This is a genomic window from Pseudomonas sp. P1.31 (assembly GCF_001269815.1).
GTDB classification, from domain to species: Bacteria; Pseudomonadota; Gammaproteobacteria; order Pseudomonadales; family Pseudomonadaceae; genus Aquipseudomonas; species Aquipseudomonas rustica.
Genome location: NZ_LHVN01000019.1, coordinates 520,258 through 540,800, shown reverse-complemented (window position 1 = coordinate 540,800; position 20,543 = coordinate 520,258). Strand labels below are relative to the sequence as shown.

At 57.3% G+C, this 20,543-nt stretch carries 17 protein-coding genes and 1 pseudogene; 10 read left to right on the top strand and 8 right to left on the bottom strand.

Going from position 1 to position 20,543, the window contains the following annotated elements; genetic code table 11:
• Positions 1 to 10: 10 nt before the first annotated feature.
• Positions 11 to 1,369 (top strand): glutathione-disulfide reductase, encoded by a 1,359-nt coding sequence (gene gorA, locus AD669_RS13145; protein ID WP_053120368.1) that lies wholly within the window; start codon positions 11 to 13, stop codon positions 1,367 to 1,369.
• Here gorA and AD669_RS13140 read toward each other — a convergent pair.
• Entirely contained in the window at positions 1,366 to 2,382 is a 1,017-nt protein-coding gene (locus AD669_RS13140) for a DNA-binding protein (RefSeq protein WP_053120366.1), read from the bottom strand. The two genes, gorA and AD669_RS13140, sit on opposite strands and share 4 nt — an antisense overlap.
• A 177-nt stretch (positions 2,383 to 2,559) precedes the next feature.
• On the opposite strand from AD669_RS13140, the gene AD669_RS13135 reads away from it, so the two are divergent.
• From AD669_RS13135 to ahpF, 3 genes are all read left to right on the top strand, one after another.
• Positions 2,560 to 3,492 (top strand): site-specific integrase, encoded by a 933-nt coding sequence (locus AD669_RS13135; protein WP_053120364.1) that lies wholly within the window; start codon positions 2,560 to 2,562, stop codon positions 3,490 to 3,492.
• A 136-nt stretch (positions 3,493 to 3,628) separates the two neighbouring features.
• Positions 3,629 to 4,192, top strand: coding sequence for an alkyl hydroperoxide reductase subunit C (gene ahpC / locus AD669_RS13130; protein WP_007912224.1), 564 nt, complete (start codon positions 3,629 to 3,631; stop codon positions 4,190 to 4,192).
• Positions 4,193 to 4,315: 123 nt separating this feature from the next.
• Positions 4,316 to 5,878 carry an alkyl hydroperoxide reductase subunit F gene (gene ahpF, locus AD669_RS13125; protein ID WP_053120362.1) on the top strand — a complete coding sequence of 521 codons (1,563 nt, stop codon included), beginning with the start codon at positions 4,316 to 4,318 and terminating at the stop codon, positions 5,876 to 5,878.
• A gap of 175 nt (positions 5,879 to 6,053) precedes the next feature.
• Here ahpF and gloA read toward each other — a convergent pair whose 3' ends face one another.
• A complete protein-coding gene (gene gloA, locus AD669_RS13120; RefSeq protein WP_053120360.1) occupies positions 6,054 to 6,575 on the bottom strand; it encodes a lactoylglutathione lyase in 522 nt (173 codons plus the stop codon).
• A gap of 140 nt (positions 6,576 to 6,715) precedes the next feature.
• Between gloA and AD669_RS13115 the strand changes: the two genes are divergently transcribed.
• Positions 6,716 to 7,234, top strand: coding sequence for a DUF4946 domain-containing protein (locus tag AD669_RS13115; protein ID WP_053120359.1), 519 nt, complete (start codon positions 6,716 to 6,718; stop codon positions 7,232 to 7,234).
• Positions 7,235 to 7,442: 208 nt separating this feature from the next.
• Here AD669_RS13115 and AD669_RS13110 read toward each other — a convergent pair whose 3' ends face one another.
• Entirely contained in the window at positions 7,443 to 7,808 is a 366-nt protein-coding gene (locus AD669_RS13110) for a histone-like nucleoid-structuring protein, MvaT/MvaU family (protein ID WP_053120358.1), read from the bottom strand.
• Between the two features lie 233 nt (positions 7,809 to 8,041).
• Complete coding sequence (locus AD669_RS13105; RefSeq protein ID WP_053120352.1) at positions 8,042 to 9,577, bottom strand: EAL domain-containing protein; 1,536 nt, start codon at positions 9,575 to 9,577, stop codon at positions 8,042 to 8,044.
• A 577-nt stretch (positions 9,578 to 10,154) separates the two neighbouring features.
• Between AD669_RS13105 and hppD the strand changes: the two genes are divergently transcribed.
• Entirely contained in the window at positions 10,155 to 11,231 is a 1,077-nt protein-coding gene (gene hppD, locus AD669_RS13100; RefSeq protein ID WP_053120348.1) for a 4-hydroxyphenylpyruvate dioxygenase, read from the top strand.
• Between the two features lie 158 nt (positions 11,232 to 11,389).
• On the opposite strand, the gene rarD is transcribed toward hppD, so the two are convergent.
• The 3 genes from rarD to AD669_RS13085 all read right to left on the bottom strand — a co-directional run bounded on the left by rarD (position 11,390) and on the right by AD669_RS13085 (position 14,968).
• Positions 11,390 to 12,271, bottom strand: a complete 882-nt coding sequence (gene rarD / locus AD669_RS13095; RefSeq protein ID WP_053120341.1) for an EamA family transporter RarD — start codon at positions 12,269 to 12,271, stop codon at positions 11,390 to 11,392.
• Positions 12,272 to 12,464: 193 nt separating this feature from the next.
• Complete coding sequence (locus AD669_RS13090; protein ID WP_053120339.1) at positions 12,465 to 13,478, bottom strand: aldo/keto reductase; 1,014 nt, start codon at positions 13,476 to 13,478, stop codon at positions 12,465 to 12,467.
• A gap of 179 nt (positions 13,479 to 13,657) precedes the next feature.
• Positions 13,658 to 14,968, bottom strand: coding sequence for an MFS transporter (locus AD669_RS13085; RefSeq protein WP_053120336.1), 1,311 nt, complete (start codon positions 14,966 to 14,968; stop codon positions 13,658 to 13,660).
• Positions 14,969 to 15,139: 171 nt separating this feature from the next.
• Here AD669_RS13085 and AD669_RS13080 point away from each other — a divergent pair, with 171 nt between their 5' ends.
• From AD669_RS13080 to AD669_RS29010, 4 genes and pseudogenes are all read left to right on the top strand, one after another.
• Entirely contained in the window at positions 15,140 to 16,255 is a 1,116-nt protein-coding gene (locus AD669_RS13080) for a sugar diacid recognition domain-containing protein (protein WP_053120334.1), read from the top strand.
• A 200-nt stretch (positions 16,256 to 16,455) separates the two neighbouring features.
• Positions 16,456 to 17,598 carry a glycerate kinase gene (locus AD669_RS13075; RefSeq protein ID WP_053120332.1) on the top strand — a complete coding sequence of 381 codons (1,143 nt, stop codon included), beginning with the start codon at positions 16,456 to 16,458 and terminating at the stop codon, positions 17,596 to 17,598.
• Between the two features lie 337 nt (positions 17,599 to 17,935).
• Positions 17,936 to 18,655, top strand: a pseudogene (locus tag AD669_RS29015) (MCP four helix bundle domain-containing protein); the annotation flags it as partial.
• 357 nt (positions 18,656 to 19,012) lie between these two features.
• A complete protein-coding gene (locus AD669_RS29010; protein WP_371262376.1) occupies positions 19,013 to 19,561 on the top strand; it encodes a methyl-accepting chemotaxis protein in 549 nt (182 codons plus the stop codon).
• A gap of 69 nt (positions 19,562 to 19,630) precedes the next feature.
• Here AD669_RS29010 and AD669_RS13065 read toward each other — a convergent pair whose 3' ends face one another.
• Positions 19,631 to 20,368 carry a hypothetical protein gene (locus AD669_RS13065; RefSeq protein ID WP_053120328.1) on the bottom strand — a complete coding sequence of 246 codons (738 nt, stop codon included), beginning with the start codon at positions 20,366 to 20,368 and terminating at the stop codon, positions 19,631 to 19,633.
• Positions 20,369 to 20,543: the final 175 nt, after the last annotated feature.

Here is a 20,543-nt window from a genome sequence, read left to right as displayed (position 1 = left end):
GGAGATAGAAATGGCCTACGATTTTGACCTTTATGTGATTGGTGCCGGTTCCGGCGGTGTGCGCGCTGCGCGTTTTGCAGCCGGTTTCGGCGCGAAAGTGGCGGTGGCCGAGAGCCGTTATCTGGGCGGTACCTGCGTCAACGTTGGCTGTGTGCCGAAAAAGCTATTGGTGTACGGCGCGCATTTCGCTGAAGACTTTGAGCAAGCGTCCGGTTTTGGCTGGAGCCTTGGCGAAGCGAACTTCGATTGGGCGACGCTGATCGCCAACAAGGATCGCGAGATCAATCGCCTCAATGGCATTTATCGTAACTTGCTGGTCAACAGCGGTGTGACCTTGCATGAGGCGCACGCCAAGATCGTTGGGCCTCATGAAGTCGAGGTCAATGGCGAACGCTTTACCGCGAAAAACATTCTGATCGCCACCGGCGGCTGGCCGCAGATTCCGCAAATTCCGGGGCACGAACACGCGATTGGTTCCAACGAGGCGTTCTTTCTCAAAGATCTGCCTAAGCGTGTACTAGTGGTGGGTGGTGGTTACATCGCAGTTGAGTTCGCCGGGATTTTCCACGGCCTCGGCGCGAACACCACGCTGCTGTATCGCGGTGATCTGTTCCTGCGCGGTTTCGATGGTTCGGTGCGCAAACATTTGCAGGAAGAGCTGACCAAGCGCGGTCTGGATCTGCAATTCAATGCCGACATCGCGCGCATCGATAAACAGGCCGATGGCAGCCTCAAAGCCACCCTCAAGGATGGTCGCGAGCTGGAGGCGGATTGCATTTTCTATGCGACCGGTCGCCGTCCGATGCTCGACAATCTCGGGCTGGAAAACACCGATGTGCAGCTCACCGACAAAGGCTTCATCAAGGTCGATGATCAGTACCAGACTACTGAGCCGTCCATTCTGGCGCTGGGCGACGTTATTGGTCGAGTGCAGCTGACGCCAGTGGCATTGGCGGAAGGCATGGCCGTAGCGCGTCGTTTGTTCAAGCCTGAGCAATATCGTCCGGTGGATTACAAGATGATCCCGACGGCGGTGTTCAGCCTGCCGAACATTGGCACGGTCGGGTTGACCGAAGAGGAAGCGCGCGAGGCTGGCCACGATGTTGTGGTGTTCGAGAGCCGCTTCCGCCCGATGAAGCTGACCTTGACTGAATGTCAGGAGAAAACGCTGATGAAGCTGGTGGTGGACGGCAAAACCGACAAAGTTCTCGGCTGCCACATGGTCGGCCCGGACGCTGGCGAAATCGTCCAAGGCCTGGCGATTGCGCTGAAGGCAGGCGCGACCAAGCGCGACTTCGACGACACGATCGGGGTACATCCGACGGCCGCCGAAGAGTTTGTCACCATGCGTACACCGGTCGGCGCTTAAGCGTCCTTCGGTTTGGCCGAGTCTGGCGCTGCCGCAACGGTAGCCGCCAGACGCTGGCTTTCTTCCAGGCTCGCCTGCGTTTTGCTTAATTGCTTTTCCAGTGACTGATTGAGGAGCGCCTGCTCTTCGACGTTCTGTTTGAGTGTCTGACTTTCCAGTGTGGCCACGCGTAAACGTTCCTGGAGGAGGGTGCGTTCGCTGTCCACCCGCGTCGCTTGCTCCAGCAATTGATCCTGACGCTGATTGCTTTGCTTGAGCTGATCCTGCGTCAGGCTCAATTCGCGCTGGGTGCCACGGTTTTCCGTGAGTAAGCGCTCGTTATCGCGATGCAGTTGCGTGATCTCGTCCTGACGCACCAGTGCGCTTTGCTGTGCCTGACGCAGTTCTGCCTGAATCTGCTGCACCTGGCTTTCATGGCGGCTCTGTTCCTGCTCGCGCTGCTCTTTGGTGGCGTTGCGGTAATGCTCAAGTGCGTCGCGAGCATGCAGGTGCTTTTCTTCCAGCGAGCGAATCTGCTCGTCCTTGTCCTGCAGGCGCAATTCAAAGTCGGCCAAGGCCTGATTCAAACCGGCATTACGGGTTTGTTCGGTCTGCAGCATCGAGCGCGTGTTGTTCAGCGCTTCGGATTCGCGCGCGAGCGCTGCGCCTTGGATATCGTGCTCATGCTCGATTTTTTCCAGCGCCTGACGAACCTGCTTCAGCTCCGACTCCAGTGCCTCACGCTGTTCCTCGAACTGCTCGCGAGCTTGTTCGATGGGTTCTTGCGCCTGTTCTTTCAGGCGCTGAGCGAGGCGGGAGACGAGGGCGGTCAGCTCATCGTCGATGGGTTCTGCTGATGCTTCAGTCGGCTGAGCGCCATCATCCAGCTCTTTCAAATAGCGATGGATCGTGGTTTTCGAGCCGGTGTTGCCCATTTCAATGCGTACTGCATCGATGCTCGGGTGTTCTCCGCGAGCCAGAATCGCTGTGCGCGCGATCTGCACCAGTGCTTTGGTAATGCCGCCACGGGCCATGTGAACTCCTACGGTTTCATACTGTGGTACATGCCACCTAAGTACGCAGTGTACCATGCTGAAAATAAAGTTAAATCATTGATATTAAAGACGCGGGATATACTGGTATTACCCAGTGTCAGGCGGCAAAATGAACATCTGCATCCCTGAATCAGTACGCCAGCGAGAAAACAGCCCATGAGCGATCTGGATCGCTATCTGCAAGCCGCCACCCGCGACAACACGCGCCGAAGCTATCGCGCAGCCATTGAACATTTCGAAGTGAAGTGGGGCGGGTTCCTGCCAGCCACGGCTGATAGCGTCGCGCGGTATCTGGTGGCGCATGCCGGGGAGTTATCGATCAACACCCTGAAGCTGCGTCTGTCAGCGTTGGCACAGTGGCATAACAGTCAGGGCTTTGCTGATCCGACCAAGGCGCCGGTGGTGCGCAAGGTGTTCAAAGGCATTCGCGCCCTGCACCCGGCACAGGAGAAGCAGGCCGAGCCGTTGCAGTTGCAGGATTTGCAGCGCGTCATCGATTGGCTGGAGCACGAAGCGCAAACCGCTAAAGAACAGCAGGATCGCCCGGCGCTGCTCAAGGCTTACCGCGACCGCGCCCTGATTCTTCTGGGATTCTGGCGGGGCTTCCGCAGTGATGAGCTATGCCGCTTGCAGATTGAACATGTGCAAGCGCACGCCGGCAAAGGCATCACCTTGTATCTGCCGCGCAGTAAGGGCGATCGGGAAAACCTCGGGCAGACTTATCAAGCGCCGGCGCTGTTAAAGCTGTGCCCGGTTCAGGCCTACATCGACTGGATCACCGAAGCGGCATTGGTGCGCGGCCCGGTTTTTCGCAGCATTGACCGCTGGGGCAATCTGAACGAGGAGGGCCTGCATGCCAACAGCATCATCCCTTTACTGCGCCAGGCCTTGCAGCGTGCCGGGATCGCTGCCGAAAACTACACCAGCCATTCCCTGCGGCGCGGCTTCGCCACCTGGGCGCATCAAAGTGGTTGGGATTTGAAATCGTTAATGAGCTACGTCGGTTGGAAGGACATGAAGTCTGCGATGCGTTATGTCGAGGTCAGCCCGTTTCAAGGAATGGCGCGGATTACCGACGTGCCCGCCTAGATATCCATTTCTTCTATTAATACAGTTGCCTAATAGCCAAAACATATCAGCAGCATCAGGTTTGCCAATGAGCCATCCGTCGAGCGAGTGGTTAGGATTCTCCCATCGAATTCACAACCCTGACGGAGAGTCATCAATGCCTATCATCAACAGCCAAGTAAAACCGTTCAAAGCTACCGCGTTCAAAAACGGCGACTTCGTTCAAGTGTCGGACGCTGACCTGAAAGGCAAGTGGTCGGTCGTGTTCTTCTACCCAGCCGACTTCACCTTCGTTTGCCCAACCGAGCTGGAAGACCTGGCGGACAACTACGCTGCCTTCCAGAAACTCGGCGTAGAAATCTACAGCGTTTCCACTGACACCCACTTTGCCCACGCTGCCTGGCACAACACTTCGCCAGCCATCGGCAAAATCGAATACACCATGATCGGCGACCCGACCCACGCCATCTCCCGTAACTTCGACGTGCTGATCGAAGAAGTTGGCCTGGCTGACCGTGGCACCTTCGTGATCAACCCTGAAGGCCAGATCAAAATCGTTGAACTGAACGATGGCGGCGTTGGCCGTGACGCTTCCGAGCTGCTGCGCAAAATCAAGGCTGCTCAGTACGTTGCTGCTCACCCAGGCGAAGTTTGCCCAGCCAAGTGGAAAGAAGGCGAGGCCACTCTGGCTCCGTCCCTGGACCTGGTCGGCAAGATCTAAGTCTGTGACACGCAACTCAGGGCGGTACGCCGCACCTTCTTAAGTACGCTGCACCGCCCCAAAAAATGCCCGGGCGAGATTCGCTCGGGCTTTTTTTCGCCTCAAATAAAGGAAATCGCCCGTATGTTGGACGCCAATCTTAAAGCCCAGTTGAAATCGTACCTGGAACGGGTAACCCAGCCGATCGAGATCGTTGCTTCCCTCGACGACGGTGCGAAATCCCGTGAAATGCTGGAACTGCTGAAAGACGTTGCCAGTCTTTCGAGCCAAATTACTTTGATCGACAGCGGTGACGATGCACGCAAGCCATCGTTCTCGATCAACCGCCCGGGCGCCGACATCAGTCTGCGTTTCGCCGGCATCCCGATGGGCCACGAATTCACTTCGCTGGTGCTGGCCCTGCTGCAAGTCGGCGGCCATCCATCGAAGGCCAGCGTTGAAGTGATCGAGCAGATTCGCTCGCTCAAAGGCGAGTTCAGCTTCGAGACTTACTTCTCGCTGTCCTGCCAGAACTGCCCGGACGTGGTCCAGGCGCTGAACCTGATGGCCGTGCTCAAGCCGAACATCCGCCACGTCGCCATCGACGGCGCGTTGTTCCAGGACGAAGTCAACGATCGCAAGATCATGGCCGTGCCGAGCATCTACTTGAACGGCGAAAACTTCGGCCAAGGCCGCATGGGCCTGGAAGAAATCCTCGCCAAACTCGACACCGGCGCCATTGAACGTCAGGCCGAAAAAATCAGCGCCAAAGAAGCGTTTGATGTATTGGTTGTCGGCGGTGGACCGGCCGGTGCTTCGGCAGCGATTTATGCCGCTCGTAAAGGCATCCGCACCGGCGTCGCCGCTGAGCGCTTCGGCGGGCAGGTGCTCGACACCATGGCCATCGAGAACTTCATTTCCGTACAGGAAACCGAAGGGCCGAAACTGGCCACGGCGCTGGAAGAACACGTCAAACAATACGACGTCGACATCATGAACCTGCAGCGTGCCGACAAGCTGATCCCTGGCAAAAACGGCGAGTTGCATGAAGTCCACTTCGCCAGCGGCGCGACCCTCAAAGCCAAGAGCGTGATTCTGGCGACCGGTGCGCGGTGGCGTGAAATGAACGTGCCCGGTGAGCAGGATTACCGCAACAAAGGCGTGGCGTACTGCCCGCACTGCGACGGCCCGCTGTTCAAAGGCAAGCGTGTCGCGGTGATTGGCGGCGGTAACTCCGGCGTTGAAGCAGCTATCGACCTGGCCGGTATCGTTGCTCACGTCACGCTGCTGGAATTTGATGTGCAACTGCGCGCCGATGCGGTATTGCAGCGCAAATTGCACAGCCTGAAAAACGTCACCGTGATCACCAGTGCGCAAACCACTGAAGTGACGGGCGACGGGCAGAAGGTCAACGGCTTGCGCTACAAGGATCGCAACAGTGATGAACTGCGCACGGTCGAGCTGGAAGGGATCTTTGTGCAGATCGGTTTGTTGCCGAACACTGATTGGCTCAAAGGCACCATCGAGCTGTCGCCGCGTGGCGAGATCATTGTCGATAACCGTGGTGAGACTTCGATTCCGGGAATCTTTGCAGCGGGTGACGTGACGACTGTGCCGTACAAGCAGATCGTGATTGCGGTGGGCGAGGGCGCGAAGGCTTCGCTGAGCGCTTTTGATCACCTGATCCGGACTTCGGCGCCGGCGTAAGCTGTCAGCGCTGATAATAAAAAACCCGTGAGCGATCACGGGTTTTTTGTGCCTGACACAAATTCAATTGTAGGAGTGAGCCTGCTCGCGATAGCGGTGGTGCATTCAGTATTCTATTGACTGATACATCGCTATCGCGAGCAGGCTCACTCCTACAGAGGTTTTGTGCTGTCAGTTACATCGGCGCAGGCTGAATGATCTCAACCCAGTAGCCATCCGGATCCTTGATAAACGCCAGGCTCTTCATGCGGCCATCGGTCAAACGTTTCTGGAAATCACAACCCAGCTCTTCAAACCGTGCACAAGCAGCGACGATATCCGGCACCGAAATGCAGATGTGGCCAAAGCCACGCGGATCGGTGTTGCCGTTGTGGTAAGCGAAGTCGGCATCGTTTTCAGTGCCATGGTTGTGCGTCAGCTCCAGAATGCCCGGAATCGACTTCATCCACTCGGTGCGAGCAGCTGCGTCGGCCGGGATCTGGGCTTTATCGACCAGTGCGAGGAAGTACAGGCTGAACTCGGCTTCCGGGAAATCGCGCTTTTCAACCAGCGAGAAACCCAGCACGCGGGTGTAAAAGTCCAAAGACTTGGTGATGTCTTTCACGCGCAGCATGGTGTGGTTGAAAACGAAGTTGCGGGTTGCGCTGTCTGGCGCGGCGGTGACGCCAGGGAAAGTGTTCAGTTCGTGCAGGCTCATGGGCCCTCCAATAACAATGGGCGAGTGAATGGGCGCAATGATACGCATGCCAAACGGCATCGCCAAACCCAAAGCGCGGGCTTGCCCTGTGTGCGGGCGAGCCTCAGACTTTGTGATTCAACCTTTGAGTGCCTTTAGTAATGATCCGACCGTGCAAATCCCTGTTGGTTTTCTTCGGCGTAGCCTTGATCAGCGCTGCAGCATTGGCCGATGCGCCGAGCATCACCTGGCCTGCGGGCTGGGAGGTGCAAACGCTGACGGACGCCGCGCCGCAGGTTTCACGTCAGCGCGCAGTCAAAAATGACGCCGACGGCAATCAGGTGATGGTGATGGAGCTGACCATGACGCCAGTCGAGAGCGGTCACCAGGTCAACCTGCAAGGCGTGTTGCTGGAAATGCGCAAGTCGATACAGAAGGACTTTTTTCAGAGCGGCTATCAAAGTGTTTGCAACCGCGTGCATCCAGCGAATCTAGGCTCGTTGAGTGCACTTGAGACGACTTGTACGGTGACTGAAAACGGTCGTCATGTGCTGTCGCAAACTTTGGTCGCTGCGGTCGATGCGGACAAGGCTTATGTTCTTTCTTACGCGGGGCAGGCTGAGATTTATAAAGCAAGCGCTGAGGAAATAGCGGCGGCTCGAAACAGCCTGAAACTTTAATTCGCCGTTCTGTGCTAGATACCCAAAGGCATTAAGCCGAAAGTTTAATTCCGGCAGCGTTCGCAACATTCAGCCAAGAAACAATAGATGCAAATGACTCGTGCGCGTTACACGGCAATCGCAACTTGCTTGGCGACATTCGTTGCATTTGTTAGATATCGTCAAAAAAAAAGCCCTGCTTCTGCAGGGCTTTTGTGTTGGCGTGAGATTAACCGCGCAACCAGGAATCAACGGTGGCTGCACCGTATTGTTCTTTCCAGGCTTTCAGGCCGCGGTGGTTGCCGCCCTTGGTCTCGATCAGTTCGCCGGTGTGCGGGTTCTGATAAACCTTGACCACGCGTGCACGGCGGGTCTTAGGGGCTGCGGATGTTTGCAGGCCGGATTTTGACGGGTTCGGATCGAGAATGGAGATGATGTCCTTCAGGCCTTTGCCGTAGGTTTTCATCAGCCCCTGGAGCTTTTCTTCGAATTCGATTTCTTTCTTGAGCCCGGCATCGTTCTTCAGCGATTCCAGCTGCTTGAGCTGTTCCTGAAGGGCCTTTTCAGCTGCACGAAATTCAGCGAGTCTGGACAATATCTTTACTCCAATAATGTATTTGGCTGATACCAACCGCAAACAAAGCTATAAGCCAAGAGCCTTGTAGCGACTCGGTGATAATGGCTCACCTGCCAATTCTGCACAGGCAACAAAAATTGTAGTTGTTAATGCGTCAAGAGTAAATCCTGTTGTTGTCTTCATGTAACAACAGCGATCTTTTGTATCAATTTGGTGCGCGCGGTCGGCGCACCCGGCTTAAGCCCATTTAGTTAATGATGAGTTAATGCACTAATGAAGTCGGCAGCCGGCATGGGTTTGCCGTACAGATAACCCTGCTGGAAGTTAACGTTATGTGCGGTCAGGTAATCGGCCTGCGCTTGCGTTTCGACGCCTTCGGCAACAATACCCAGATCGAGCTTGGCAGAGAGTTCGATGATGAAATCGAGAATATGCCGCGACAGCGCATCAATACCGATCATGGCGACGAAGCTCTGATCGATCTTCAGGTAGTCGACATTGAATTTGCGCAGATAACCGAGGCTTGAGTGTCCGGTACCGAAGTCATCAATGGCGATCTTTACCCCCAAAGTGTGCAATTGCTCGAACAGCTGACGAGTGATATCGGTGGGCTCGATCAGTTCGCGCTCGGTCAACTCCAGCACGAGCGTGATGCTGCCCGCGCTGAATGCCGAAAGAAACTCGCGGCAATCCTCGACCAGTTCCAGATCCTGGCAATGGTTGGCGGTAATGTTGATGCCAATGTGAAATGGCGCGACAAACGTCGACGATAAAGGGCCGAGGAGGGCGGCAGTCTGCTGCATTAGCGCACGGGTCATCGGCACGATCAGTCCGGAATGCTCGGCGAACGGAATAAACAGATCAGGCCGCACCAGCCCCTCTTTGGGATGGTTCCAGCGCATCAGCACTTCTGTGCCGGTCCATTTTTTACTGTCGCCATATACCACGGGTTGAAAGTACGGAATGAACTCACCGGCCTCCAGCGCACGTAACATTTCGTGGCTCGGCGAGGTCGAGCGCTTCTGCACGATGTGGCCAATCGCGCCAGACACCACGCCGAAAAAGATCAGCAAACTGAACAACGGTGGATATTCATCGCTCATGTAACGCCAGGTTTCACCTTCGGGGAATCCGGCACTGACGCTGAACGCATAATGCGATGAGTCACGCATGCTTTGCGCGACCGGCAATTCCGGCAGTGCGCCCTGATGGGTTTTGCCGTCGGCGGACAGCCAGTTATCGCCGACTTGCAGCAACAACAACGTGTCCCGACCAATGAGGCGCAGCACATTGCTCAAGTGGTAGCCGTCTAGGGTGGTCAAGGCGCCGCCGCGTCCTTCACTGAGGCGATAAATCAGCAGGGCGGTGTTGGGCGTCACCGGGTTGCCATTCATCAACCACAATTTGCCCTGCGCGTAATCGCCCGCGTTGACGGGTTCACTGAACTCACCGAACAGCGAACTGCAATAAAGATTGTCGTCCCACACCAGATTGGTTGAGCGCACGAAAGGCCGGCGGGTGACTTGCTCGCGCAACGCCAGCGTCACCGACTTGCACGGTTGCCCGGCCAATGGCAGCAGCTGCCGCGCCGCTTGCGCAGTGTTATCAAGCATCAGGTCAAACTGACGCAACGCTTCTTCGGCCGTGTGCGCCGTGCTCTGCTGCAACGTGCGTTCGGCCTGCATGTAAAGAATCACGCTGCCTAGAATCACGGGAAGAAAACCGCTGAGCAGCGTCACAATAAGGCGCGTGCTGCGTTTGCGGCGGGGTCTGACGGTTAACGGCATGGGCGCTTCCTGTCGCGTAAAAGTGGAGCTCTTGAATGTAGGCCGGGCAACCGTGCGCCGCCGAAAAAGAGATCAGGCAGAAGGGATGATAGATGGCGGATTGCGCTTGCGCCGCTCATCGGTGATGCATGAAGACCACGCCAGTGTCGAACAAACGCTTCGGTGAGCATCAAGGGGCAGCAATGATACGGCATCTGCGGCTCTTTTCCGTCGGCCCGACATGGCGAATCAACAGGGCCGGCGCTGTTCGGCCCCGGTGCCGCGCAAGGTTGAGCCCGATCAACCTGTGCAACAAACCCCTTGCGCCGGGCGCAAAAAAGCGGATTTTATAGGGAGGGCAGACAAGCCTATTTACGCTGTGTAGAATCGGGTTACGCATACAATAATAATCGTCTTCTGGCAGCAGAAGCCTCGCCCGCAAGAGCCTTGGGTCGACAATGAAGATATTCGGGTTTCAACTGATCTACGGTGACTTCCTCGCCCGCAGTGTGCGCGGCATCTCCTGTGCGCCACCCACCGACCTCGCATGACTGACAAATAACCCTGGTTAATTGATAAGAAATGATGAGGCGTCACCATGACAGATTTATACGAAAACCCAATGGGCCTGATGGGCTTTGAATTCATCGAGCTCGCATCGCCGGTGCCGGGCACGCTGGAGCCGATCTTCGAGATCATGGGCTTCACCAAAGTCGCCACCCACCGTTCGAAAAACGTGCACCTGTATCGTCAGGGCGCGATCAACCTGATCCTCAACAACGAACCCAACAGCGTTGCTTCGTACTTCGCGGCCGAGCACGGCCCGTCCGTTTGCGGCATGGCGTTCCGCGTTAAAGACTCGCAAAAAGCCTACAACCGCGCACTGGAACTCGGCGCTCAGCCGATCCACATCGAAACCGGTCCGATGGAGCTGAACCTGCCGGCGATCAAAGGCATTGGCGGCGCGCCGCTGTACCTGATCGATCGTTTTGGCGAAGGCAGCTCGATCTACGATATCGACTTCGTGTTTATCGAAGGCGTTGACCGCAACCCGGTGGGCGCAGGCCTGAAGATCATCGACCACCTGACGCACAACGTGTATCGCGGTCGCATGGCTTACTGGGCGAATTTCTACGAGAAGCTGTTCAACTTCCGTGAGATCCGTTATTTCGACATCAAGGGCGAATACACCGGCCTGACCTCGAAAGCGATGACTGCGCCGGACGGCATGATCCGCATCCCGCTGAACGAAGAATCGTCCAAGGGCGCCGGCCAGATCGAAGAGTTCCTGATGCAGTTCAACGGCGAGGGCATTCAGCACGTGGCGTTCCTCAGCGATAACCTCGTGGACACTTGGGATCGCCTGAAGAAAATCGGCATGCGCTTCATGACCGCGCCGCCGGAAACCTATTACGAAATGCTCGAAGGCCGTCTGCCGAACCACGGTGAGCCAGTCGATGAACTGCAATCGCGCGGCATCCTGCTGGACGGTTCGTCCGAGTCGGGCGACAAGCGTCTGCTGCTGCAGATCTTCTCGGAAACCCTGATGGGCCCGGTGTTCTTCGAATTCATCCAGCGTAAAGGCGATGATGGTTTCGGCGAGGGCAACTTCAAGGCGCTGTTCGAATCGATCGAGCGTGATCAGGTGCGTCGTGGTGTGCTTGCGACTGAGTAATCCGCTGACGAAATGAAAAATCCCGGCCTGCAGAGATGCAGGGCCGGGATTTTTTTCAGATCAAAAGATCGTCCGATCGCGGCCCGAGCCTTCGGCAGCTCCTACAGGGAAAATGCATTCCAAATGTAGGAGCTGCCGAAGGCTGCGATCTTTTGCTTTTAAGGACGGCGTTGACGCATCAAGTGTTTAAAGCCTTCAAACACCAGCACAACCACCGCCAGCCAGATCGGAATGTACGTCAGCCATTCCCCCGACTTGATGCTCTCACCCAGCAACAACGCCACGCCGAGCAACAACACCGGCTCAACGTAACTCAACAATCCAAACAGACTGAACGGCAGCAAACGGCTGGCAATGATGTACACCACCAACGCCGACGCACTGATCAAACCGAGCAGCGGAATCAGCCACATCAGCCCCGGGTATTGATCGAACACGCCGAAACCTTGCTCGCCACCCTGCACAAACCAGTAGGCAATTGGCAGCATGAGCGTCATGTCGACCCACAAACCACCGAGGTGATCGGTCTTCAGGTATTTGCGCAGCACGAAGTACAGCGGATAGCCGATCACGACCACCAGCGTCGCCCAGGAAAATCCGCCGACCTGATACAACTCGTTCAACACGCCGAGACTGGCGAAGAACACCGCAATCTTTTGCAGGTAAGACAGACTTTCGCCGTAGGCAATTCGCCCGGTCAGCACCATCGCCAGCGGCAGCAGGAAGTAGCCCAGCGAGACATCAAGGCTGTAGCCGTTGAGCGGCGCCCACATGAACAGCCACAGTTGCACGCCGAGCAGGGCGGCCGAGACGATCAGGCCGGCGATCAACTTTGGCTTCGCGGCCATCAGCCGAACCAGCTCCACCACCCGCCGCCATTCACCGGACACCAGCATGAACACGGTCATGCACGGCACAGTGAGCAGCATCCGCCAGCCAAAGATTTCCACGCCACTCAACGGGGTGAGCAGCGAGGTGTAGTAATACATGACGGCAAACAGCACCGAGGCCGAAACCGATAAAGCGATACCTTTAGACAAACTGTCCTCGCGGGTGGGTGATCAAACGGGGCGCGAAGGATACGTGGTTTTTGTGCTGAATATTGGCCGGATGGTCATTATTTTCAACACATACAGATGAGTAATTGTAGGAGCTGCCGAAGGCTGCGATCTTTTGATTTTGCTTTTTAAAGATCAAAAGATCGCAGCCTGCGGCAGCTCCTACACGGGGACGTCAGGCTGTGTGGGGTTTACGGCCAGACACAAAATGGCTCACATCGTTGAAGCCCGGCGTCGACGCATGTCCCGGTGTCACCAGCGAATCGATAAATGCTTCATCCTCGGCCGTAATCTTCACCGCCTGCGCCTTGGTGTACGCATCCCATTGCTCTTCAGTCCGAGGCCCGACAATCGCCGAGGTCACCGCACTGTTGTTCAACACCCAGGCAATCGCAAACTCAACCATGCCGACACCACGCTGTTCTGTGTACTGCTGAATTTGTTGAGCAATACGCAACGACTCCACGCGCCATTCGGTTTCCAGAATGCGCTTGTCCTGACGTCCCGCGCGGCTGTTGGCATCTGGCGTTACGTCCGGCGCGTACTTGCCGCTGAGCACGCCACGGGCGAGCGGGCTGTAAGGCACCACGCCGAGGCCGTAAGTTTGCGCGGCAGTGATCTGCTCGGTCTCGGCCTGACGATTGACGATGTTGTACAGCGGTTGGCTGATCACCGGGCGATCAACGCCGAGTTGGTCAGCGATGCGGATCACCTCGGCAATCCGCCAGCCACGGTAGTTCGACAGGCCCCAATAGCGAATCTTGCCCTGACGAATCAGATCGCCAATCGCTGACACGGTCACTTCCAGCGGCGTGTTGTGGTCTTCGCGGTGCAGGTAATAGATGTCGAGGTAGTCGGTGCCGAGCCGCGTCAGGCTCGCATCAATTCCATTGAAAATATGTTTGCGGCTCAAACCGCTGCGGTTCGGCACGCCGTCCACCGGGCCGAAACCGACCTTGGTCGCCAGCACCCAGTCATGGCGATGACGGGCAATCGCTTCACCGACGATTTCTTCGGAGCGGCCCTGGGTGTAAACGTCGGCGGTGTCGATAAAGTTGATGCCCTGATCCCAGGCCTTGTCGATGATGCGCAACGAATCTTCGGCGCTGGTTTGTTCGCCAAACATCATCGTGCCGAGGGTGAGGGTGGACACCTTTAACCCCGAGTGACCCAGTGTGCGATAGCTCATGCCGACATCCTTTTATCGGTGGGAAAGCGTTAATCAAATACCAGAAGCGTGGTGCGGGGCAAAGTGAATTGTTGTGCTCGTTAAACGCAAAAAGATCGCAGCCTGCGGCAGCTCCTACAGGAAACGTATTCCAAGGCAGGAGTTGCCGCAGGCTGCGATCTTTTGACCTTTGCTGCTATTTAAGCCCGCAACGTCCGCGTCATGCGCAACGCCAGCAAACTCCCGCCGACAATCACACCCGCCAGCAGATACAGCGCCGCATCGGTCGAACCGGTGCTGTCCTTGACCCAACCCACCAGGTACGGGCTGAGGAACCCAGCCATTTGCCCCATCGAGTTGATCAACGCCAGACCACCGGCAGCAGCACCTGCGCTCAGCATCGCTGTCGGCACCGGCCAGAACATCGGCAAACCGGTCAGCGCGCCCATGGTCGCAATGGTCAGACCAAGAATCGCAATCGCCGGGTTAGCCGCGAAATTCACCGCAATCACCAGACCGATCGCGCCCATTAGCATCGGCACCACCAAGTGCCAGCGACGTTCTTTGCGCAAGTCCGCCGAGCGGCCGACTACCAGCATAAATACCGCTGCCAGCAGATACGGGATCGCGCTCAACCAGCCGATCACCAGGTTATCGCTGAAGCCAAGGTTTTTGATGATCGACGGCAGCCAGAAGTTGATCGCGTACACGCCGCTCTGGATGCAGAAGTAGATCAGGCCGAACGCCCAGATCGCCGGATTCTTGAACACTGCGAGCAACGAGTCGGACGTGGTCTTCGGCTTGTTCGCCAGATCTTCAGCCTGATCCGCCTCAAGCACTGCGCGCTCATGCGGGGTCAGCCACTTGGCGTTGGCGAAGCTGTCGCTCAGCAGGAAATAGGCTAGGGCGCCGAGCACCACGGTTGGAATGCCTTGCAGCAGGAACATCCACTGCCAGCCGGCCAGACCACCTTGGCCGGCGGCGAAGTGGTTGAGAATCCAGCCGGAGAACGGGCTGCCGAGCAAACCGGAAACCGGGATCGCCGACATGAACAGCGCCATGATCCGGCCGCGACGGAACGTTGGGAACCACTGCGAGAGATACAGCACGACGCCCGGGAAGAACCCGGCTTCGGCGGCACCGGTAAACAGGCGCAGGGTGTAGAACTCGGTAGGTGTGGTGACGAACAACAGGCAGGTCGACAGCGTGCCCCAGGTGATCATCATCACCGCAATCCAGCGCCGCGGACCGAACTTGGTCAACGCCAGGTTGCTCGGCACGCCGCACAGCACGTAGCCGATGAAGAAAATACCGGCACCGAGGCCGTATACGGTTTCGCTGAATTTCAGTGCGTCGAGCATCTGCAGTTTGGCAAATCCAACGTTGACCCGGTCGAGGTAGTTGAACAAGTAGCAGATGAAGATGAAGGGGATTAAACGCAGGGTGATGCGTTTATAAACGGCATTTTTATCGTCGTCTTTGGTCTGGGTAGCTGCGGCGCTGTGCGACATAGCGGCTCTCTCTTTATTATGATTTTTTGCGATGCACAGGTTAACGTTGATCGCCCCGAGAGTCTCGGTCACCTGTGGCCGGATTGTCTTTGTGCCTGAGCACAGGGTTTGCCGCCAGACCCTGTGCGGCTGAACAACTGCCAGTGCCAGAAAATAAGGATTGCCGCCGTTATGTTCGAACTCGATCACGACCTTGCCCAGGACATCGTCGACCGGGCCATGGCCATTTTGCCCTACAACGTCAATGTCATGGACAGCCAGGGTTTGATTCTGGGCAGTGGCGAACCGGAGCGCATCAACACTCGTCACGAGGGCGCGCAACTGGTGTTGGCCAATGGTCGTGTGGTCGAAATCGATGCGCAGACGGCGGTGCATCTCAAGGGCGTGCAGCCGGGGATCAACCTGCCGCTGCTGCTCGATCAACGTTTGATCGGCGTGCTCGGCATCACCGGCGAGCCGGAATTGCTGCGCACCTACGCCGAATTGGTGCGCATGACCGCGGAAATGCTCGTCGGCCAGCGCAATCAGCAGGCCGAGCAGCAATGGCGGCGTCAGCGTTGTGATGATCTGCTGGCGTTGCTGTTGAGTGAGGCGGGGGATTCGCCGCGCCTGGTCGATGAAGCGCAGCAACTGGGGCTCAAACCGCAATTGACGCGGATACCGTATCTGTTCGAATTGGGTCTGGAGCATGGGCCGGGGCAGACGGTCGAGGCGCTGAGCGCGTGGCTGACCTCGCGCTATCCGGACAGTTGGTGCGTGAGTTCGGCGAAGACTTCGTTGCTGTGGTGTCGGCCGGCGAGCCAGAACGTCGAGCACGATCGTTTGCTGGAGAAACTCGATGGCCTCGGCTGGAAGGTGTTGCGCATTGCGGTCGGCGGGCAGGCGGACGGCCTTGGCGGATTGCGGCGTTGTTATCGTCGCGTGGCAGATTTGCTGGCTTATGGTCGCGAGGTGTTGCCGCACTCGCGTTTGCTGACGCTCAATCGTTATCGATTGCCGGTGATGTTGTGGCGGCACCGCAACGATGATGCGCTGGATGAGTTGCTCAAACCGCTGCGCAAGGTGATCGCCAAGGACGCTAACGGCCAGTTATTGGCGACGTTGCGCAGCTGGTGCGAGCACGACGGCCAGAGTCAGGCTTGTGCGGATGCGCTGGGGATTCATCGCAATAGTCTGCGATATCGGATGGAGCGGATTGCCGAGCTCAGTGGGGTTGATCCGCTGCGGCTGGATGGGATGTTGGCGCTTTATCTTGGGGTGCAGCTGCTTCCCCAGACTGACTCATAACCCTCTGTAGGAGCTGCCGAAGGCTGCGATCTTTTAAAAGCAAAATCAAAAGATCGCAGCCTGCGGCAGCTCCTACACGGGCGTATGCAACCTGCTTTTGTGAAAATGAACAATAAACGCCCGCGCCACTTGTGCAGCGGACAGGCGTCAATGCGCATGCCGACTGGCAGCATGAGGGGCATTGGAACTGGAGAATTCGCATGAAGATCGTCATCGCCCCCGACTCGTTCAAGGACAGCCTGAGTGCCCAAGGCGTCGCCGAGGCCATTGCCCTTGGCCTGGCGCAAGTCTGGCCGCAAGCTACTTTGGTCAAATGCCCGATGGCCGACGGTGGCGAAGGCACGGTCGAGTCGATTCTCGCGGCCTGCGAAGGCGAACTGCGCCGCACCCGCGTGCGTGGCCCGCTGGGCGCGCCGGTTGAGGCGGCGTGGGGCTGGTTGCCGCACAACCACACCGCGATTATCGAAATGGCCGAGGCCAGTGGTTTGCAATTGGTGCCGCCGGGGCAGCGCGATGCGTGCATCAGCAGCACGTTCGGCACCGGTGAATTGATTCGTGCCGCGCTGGATGCCGGCGCGCAACGGGTGATTCTGGCGATTGGCGGCAGTGCGACCAATGACGCGGGTGCCGGTGCGATGCAGGCGTTGGGCGTGAAATTGCTCAATTCGCAAGGACAAGCATTGGTGCCAGGCGGTTTGGCACTGGCGCAACTGGCGCGACTGGATCTGAGTGACCTCGATCCGCGTCTGGCCGCAGTGCGTTTCGACATTGCCGCCGACGTGAACAATCCGCTGTGCGGCCCGCACGGTGCCTCGGCGATTTTCGGCCCGCAGAAAGGTGCTTCACCGGCGCAGGTTCAGCAACTGGATCTGGCCCTCGGCCATTTCGCCGAATTGTGCGCGCAGGCATTGGGCAAAGACGTTCGTGATGAGCCGGGTAGCGGCGCAGCGGGTGGACTGGGTTTCGCCGCCAAGGCGTTTCTTGGCGCACAGTTTCAGGCTGGCGTTGAAGTGGTGGCCGAACTGGTTGGTCTCGCCGAAGCAGTGAAAGGTGCGGATCTGGTCATCACCGGGGAAGGGCGCTTCGACGCACAGACCTTGCGCGGCAAAACCCCGTTTGGCGTGGCGCGGATTGCCAAGCAGCACGACGTGCCGGTGATCGTCATCGCGGGAACCCTGGGCGAGGGCTATCAGGAACTCTACGGACACGGTATCGATGCCGCATTTGCTGTGACCAGCGGCCCGATGACGCTGGAGCAAGCGTGCGCCGAAGCGCCGCGTTTGCTGCGTGAACGCGCGACCGATATCGCGCGCGTCTGGCAGATGGCTCACCGTAATTTCTAAACCGCAAAGAGAACCCCTGTGGCGAGGGGATTTATCCCCGTTCGGCTGCGCAGCAGTCGCAATACCTGTACGCGCGGTTTACCTGACAGATTGCTGGGGGCCGCTTCGCAGCCCAACGGGGATAAATCCCCTCGCCACAGGGGGTGCGTTGGTGTTTCATTGCTGTAACACCCTGAAAAATATTTGCGCTTTACCCGCAACCTTCCTCAAGCCTGGCCGATATAGCTATCAGGCGAGCACAAGCATTCTAAAACAGTGACGCCGGACTGAAGCCCACCCCACGGGCCAGTGATCAGGGCATGGACGCTCGTCGCTTCTATCATCCGAGAGTCCAACTATGTCCTTGCGCAACTTGAACATCGCCCCGCGTGCTTTCCTCGGTTTTGCTTTTATCGCTTTGTTGGTGATCGTGCTCGGCGTGTTCGCCGTCAATCGCATGACCACCATCCGCCAAGCCTCCATCGACATGGAAACCAACCAACTGCCCAGCGTCGGTTATCTCGGCGTCGTGACCGAGAACGTCCTGCGCCTGCGCATTTTGTCGTTTCGGGTGTTAGTCAATCGTGAGCCGGCGAGTTTGCAGGAAGCGCAAACGCGCATCGGCGTGCTCGTCGACAAGGTTCGCAGCGCTCAGGCCAGCTATGCCGCATTGCCGGCCGGCGGCGAAGAACTCGCGCAGTACAAGGCGTTCGCCGCGACGCTCGACAATTACATGCAAGCGCAAAATCAGATGATGGAGCTGTCGCGTCAGGACAAGGTCGATGAGATGCGCACCCTGATCAACACGCGGATCAAGGACGGCACCGACCAGATGGGCGAGCAGCTCAACAAACTGATCGCAATCAACGCCACTGACGCGAAAACTGCGTCCAGCCAAGCAGGCAAATATTACGACAGCGCTATCACCGGCATCATTATCGTCGCGGTAGTTGCCTCCCTTGCCACAGTGTTGCTGGCGCTGTTGCTGACCCGCAGCATCGTCACTCCGCTGAATCGCGCCGTACTCGCCGCGCAAACCATTGCCGACGGTAACCTCAGCAAAACCATCGAAGTCGACGGCAACGACGAACCGGCACGTTTGCTTCAGGCACTGGCGTCGATGCAAACCAACTTGCGCAAAACCATCGAACAGATCGCCGGATCCGCCACGCAACTGGGCGCGGCCGCCGAAGAACTCAGCGCGGTCACCGAAGAAGCCTCCCGTGGCCTGCAACAGCAAAACAACGAAATCGAACAAGCCGCCACCGCCGTCAACGAGATGACCGCCGCCGTCGAAGAAGTCGCGCGCAATGCCGTCTCGACCTCCGAAGCCTCGAACCAGTCGACGCAAGCCGCCCGCGAAGGTCGCGATCAAGTGGTGAAAACCGTCGACGCGATTCAGACCATGACCCACGACGTGCAGAACACCGCGCACATGATCGAAGGCCTGGCTACGCAAGGTCGCGACATCGGCAAAGTGCTCGACGTGATCCGCGCCATCGCCGAACAGACCAACCTGCTCGCGCTCAACGCCGCCATTGAAGCCGCCCGTGCCGGTGAGGCCGGTCGTGGTTTTGCCGTGGTGGCCGATGAAGTCCGCGCTTTGGCCCATCGCACCGCGCAGTCGACCCAGGAAATTGAAAAAATGGTCGCTGGCATCCAGAACGGCACCGGTGAAGCGGTCTCGTCGATGCAGCAAAGCAACCAGCGTACCCAATCCACCCTGGAAATGGCCCGCGCTGCCGGTGTGGCACTCGAGCAAATCACCCAGTCGATCCACCAGATCAACGAGCGCAATCTGGTCATCGCCAGCGCCTCGGAAGAACAGGCGCAAGTCTCGCGCGAAGTCGATCGCAACCTGGTCAACATCCGCGACCTCGCCACGCAATCGGCAGCCGGGGCCAACCAGACCAGCGCCGCGACGCATGAATTGTCGCGTCTGGCGGTGGATTTGAACGCGATGGTGGCGCGTTTTGTGATTTGAGAGCGAAGTCTGTGAAAAAGGCTGAGGCCCATTAGTGGCTTCAGCCTGTTTCGCCATTACGCAGAGATTTCAGGACAGAGCCACGACAATGGATTTGCTCTTTGAATGGGGCCCCTGATTATCTGCGCGGTCATCCAGAATGTAATAAGTAAATTGATCGCCGTTACCTTTTTTGCGAATCGTTTCACCTGATAGTCGGATGAGAGTGCGCGAGATTGAGTCGCTGACCGTCGTGCGCAAAACTGGACCATCAGTGAAACTGCCGAAATAAAAACTAATGAGGTCGCCTTCTCGTTGATCGGTGTAAACCGGAATCTCAACAATCACCTCGTCGTTGTGATCCTGCAGATACTGGCTGGTCACCCCTTCGTTAATGACAGACAACGGAAAAATCGGCGATTCACCCGGCAGATTTTTGTTCGGAGCGGTTCTATCGATTGTGAATTGATTGCTTAGCGACGTTTGGGTGTTTTCCTCAATTTTCACGTCGTAGCCAACCTCATAAACACCTTCCAGTGCCAGATACTGAGCAGGTATTGCCCCTTTAAAAGGGAAATTCCTGAAATCCAGAGGCCCGTACAAGGTGTAGGTAGCAACGTCTTCGGAGGGCTGTTGATCTCGGCCGATACTGATGGTCAGGATCATTGGCGCCGCTTTATCCGAGTCTGGCCATTGCGGGATCCGTACCTCCATGGGATTCAGGTCATTGATAGGCATCAGATTATATTGACTGCCGGGAAAGTTGGGTCTTGCGTAGGGAATACTGGGTGCAGTCAGTTCAAGAATAGTTTCGTTGAGACTGGTCATTGCGCAACACTCCGTTGTTGTATTTCACTCGTGAAATCTATGGCTGATAGCGACTGTTTTATTAGCTACCCAACGTCGGCGTGCGTCTACTGTCAGGTCTGACAGGTATTCCCAGGGCGATAAACCCGGCAATATCCGAGGTTGCCCGCTGGCGAGTTGGCTGATTTGAGATAGG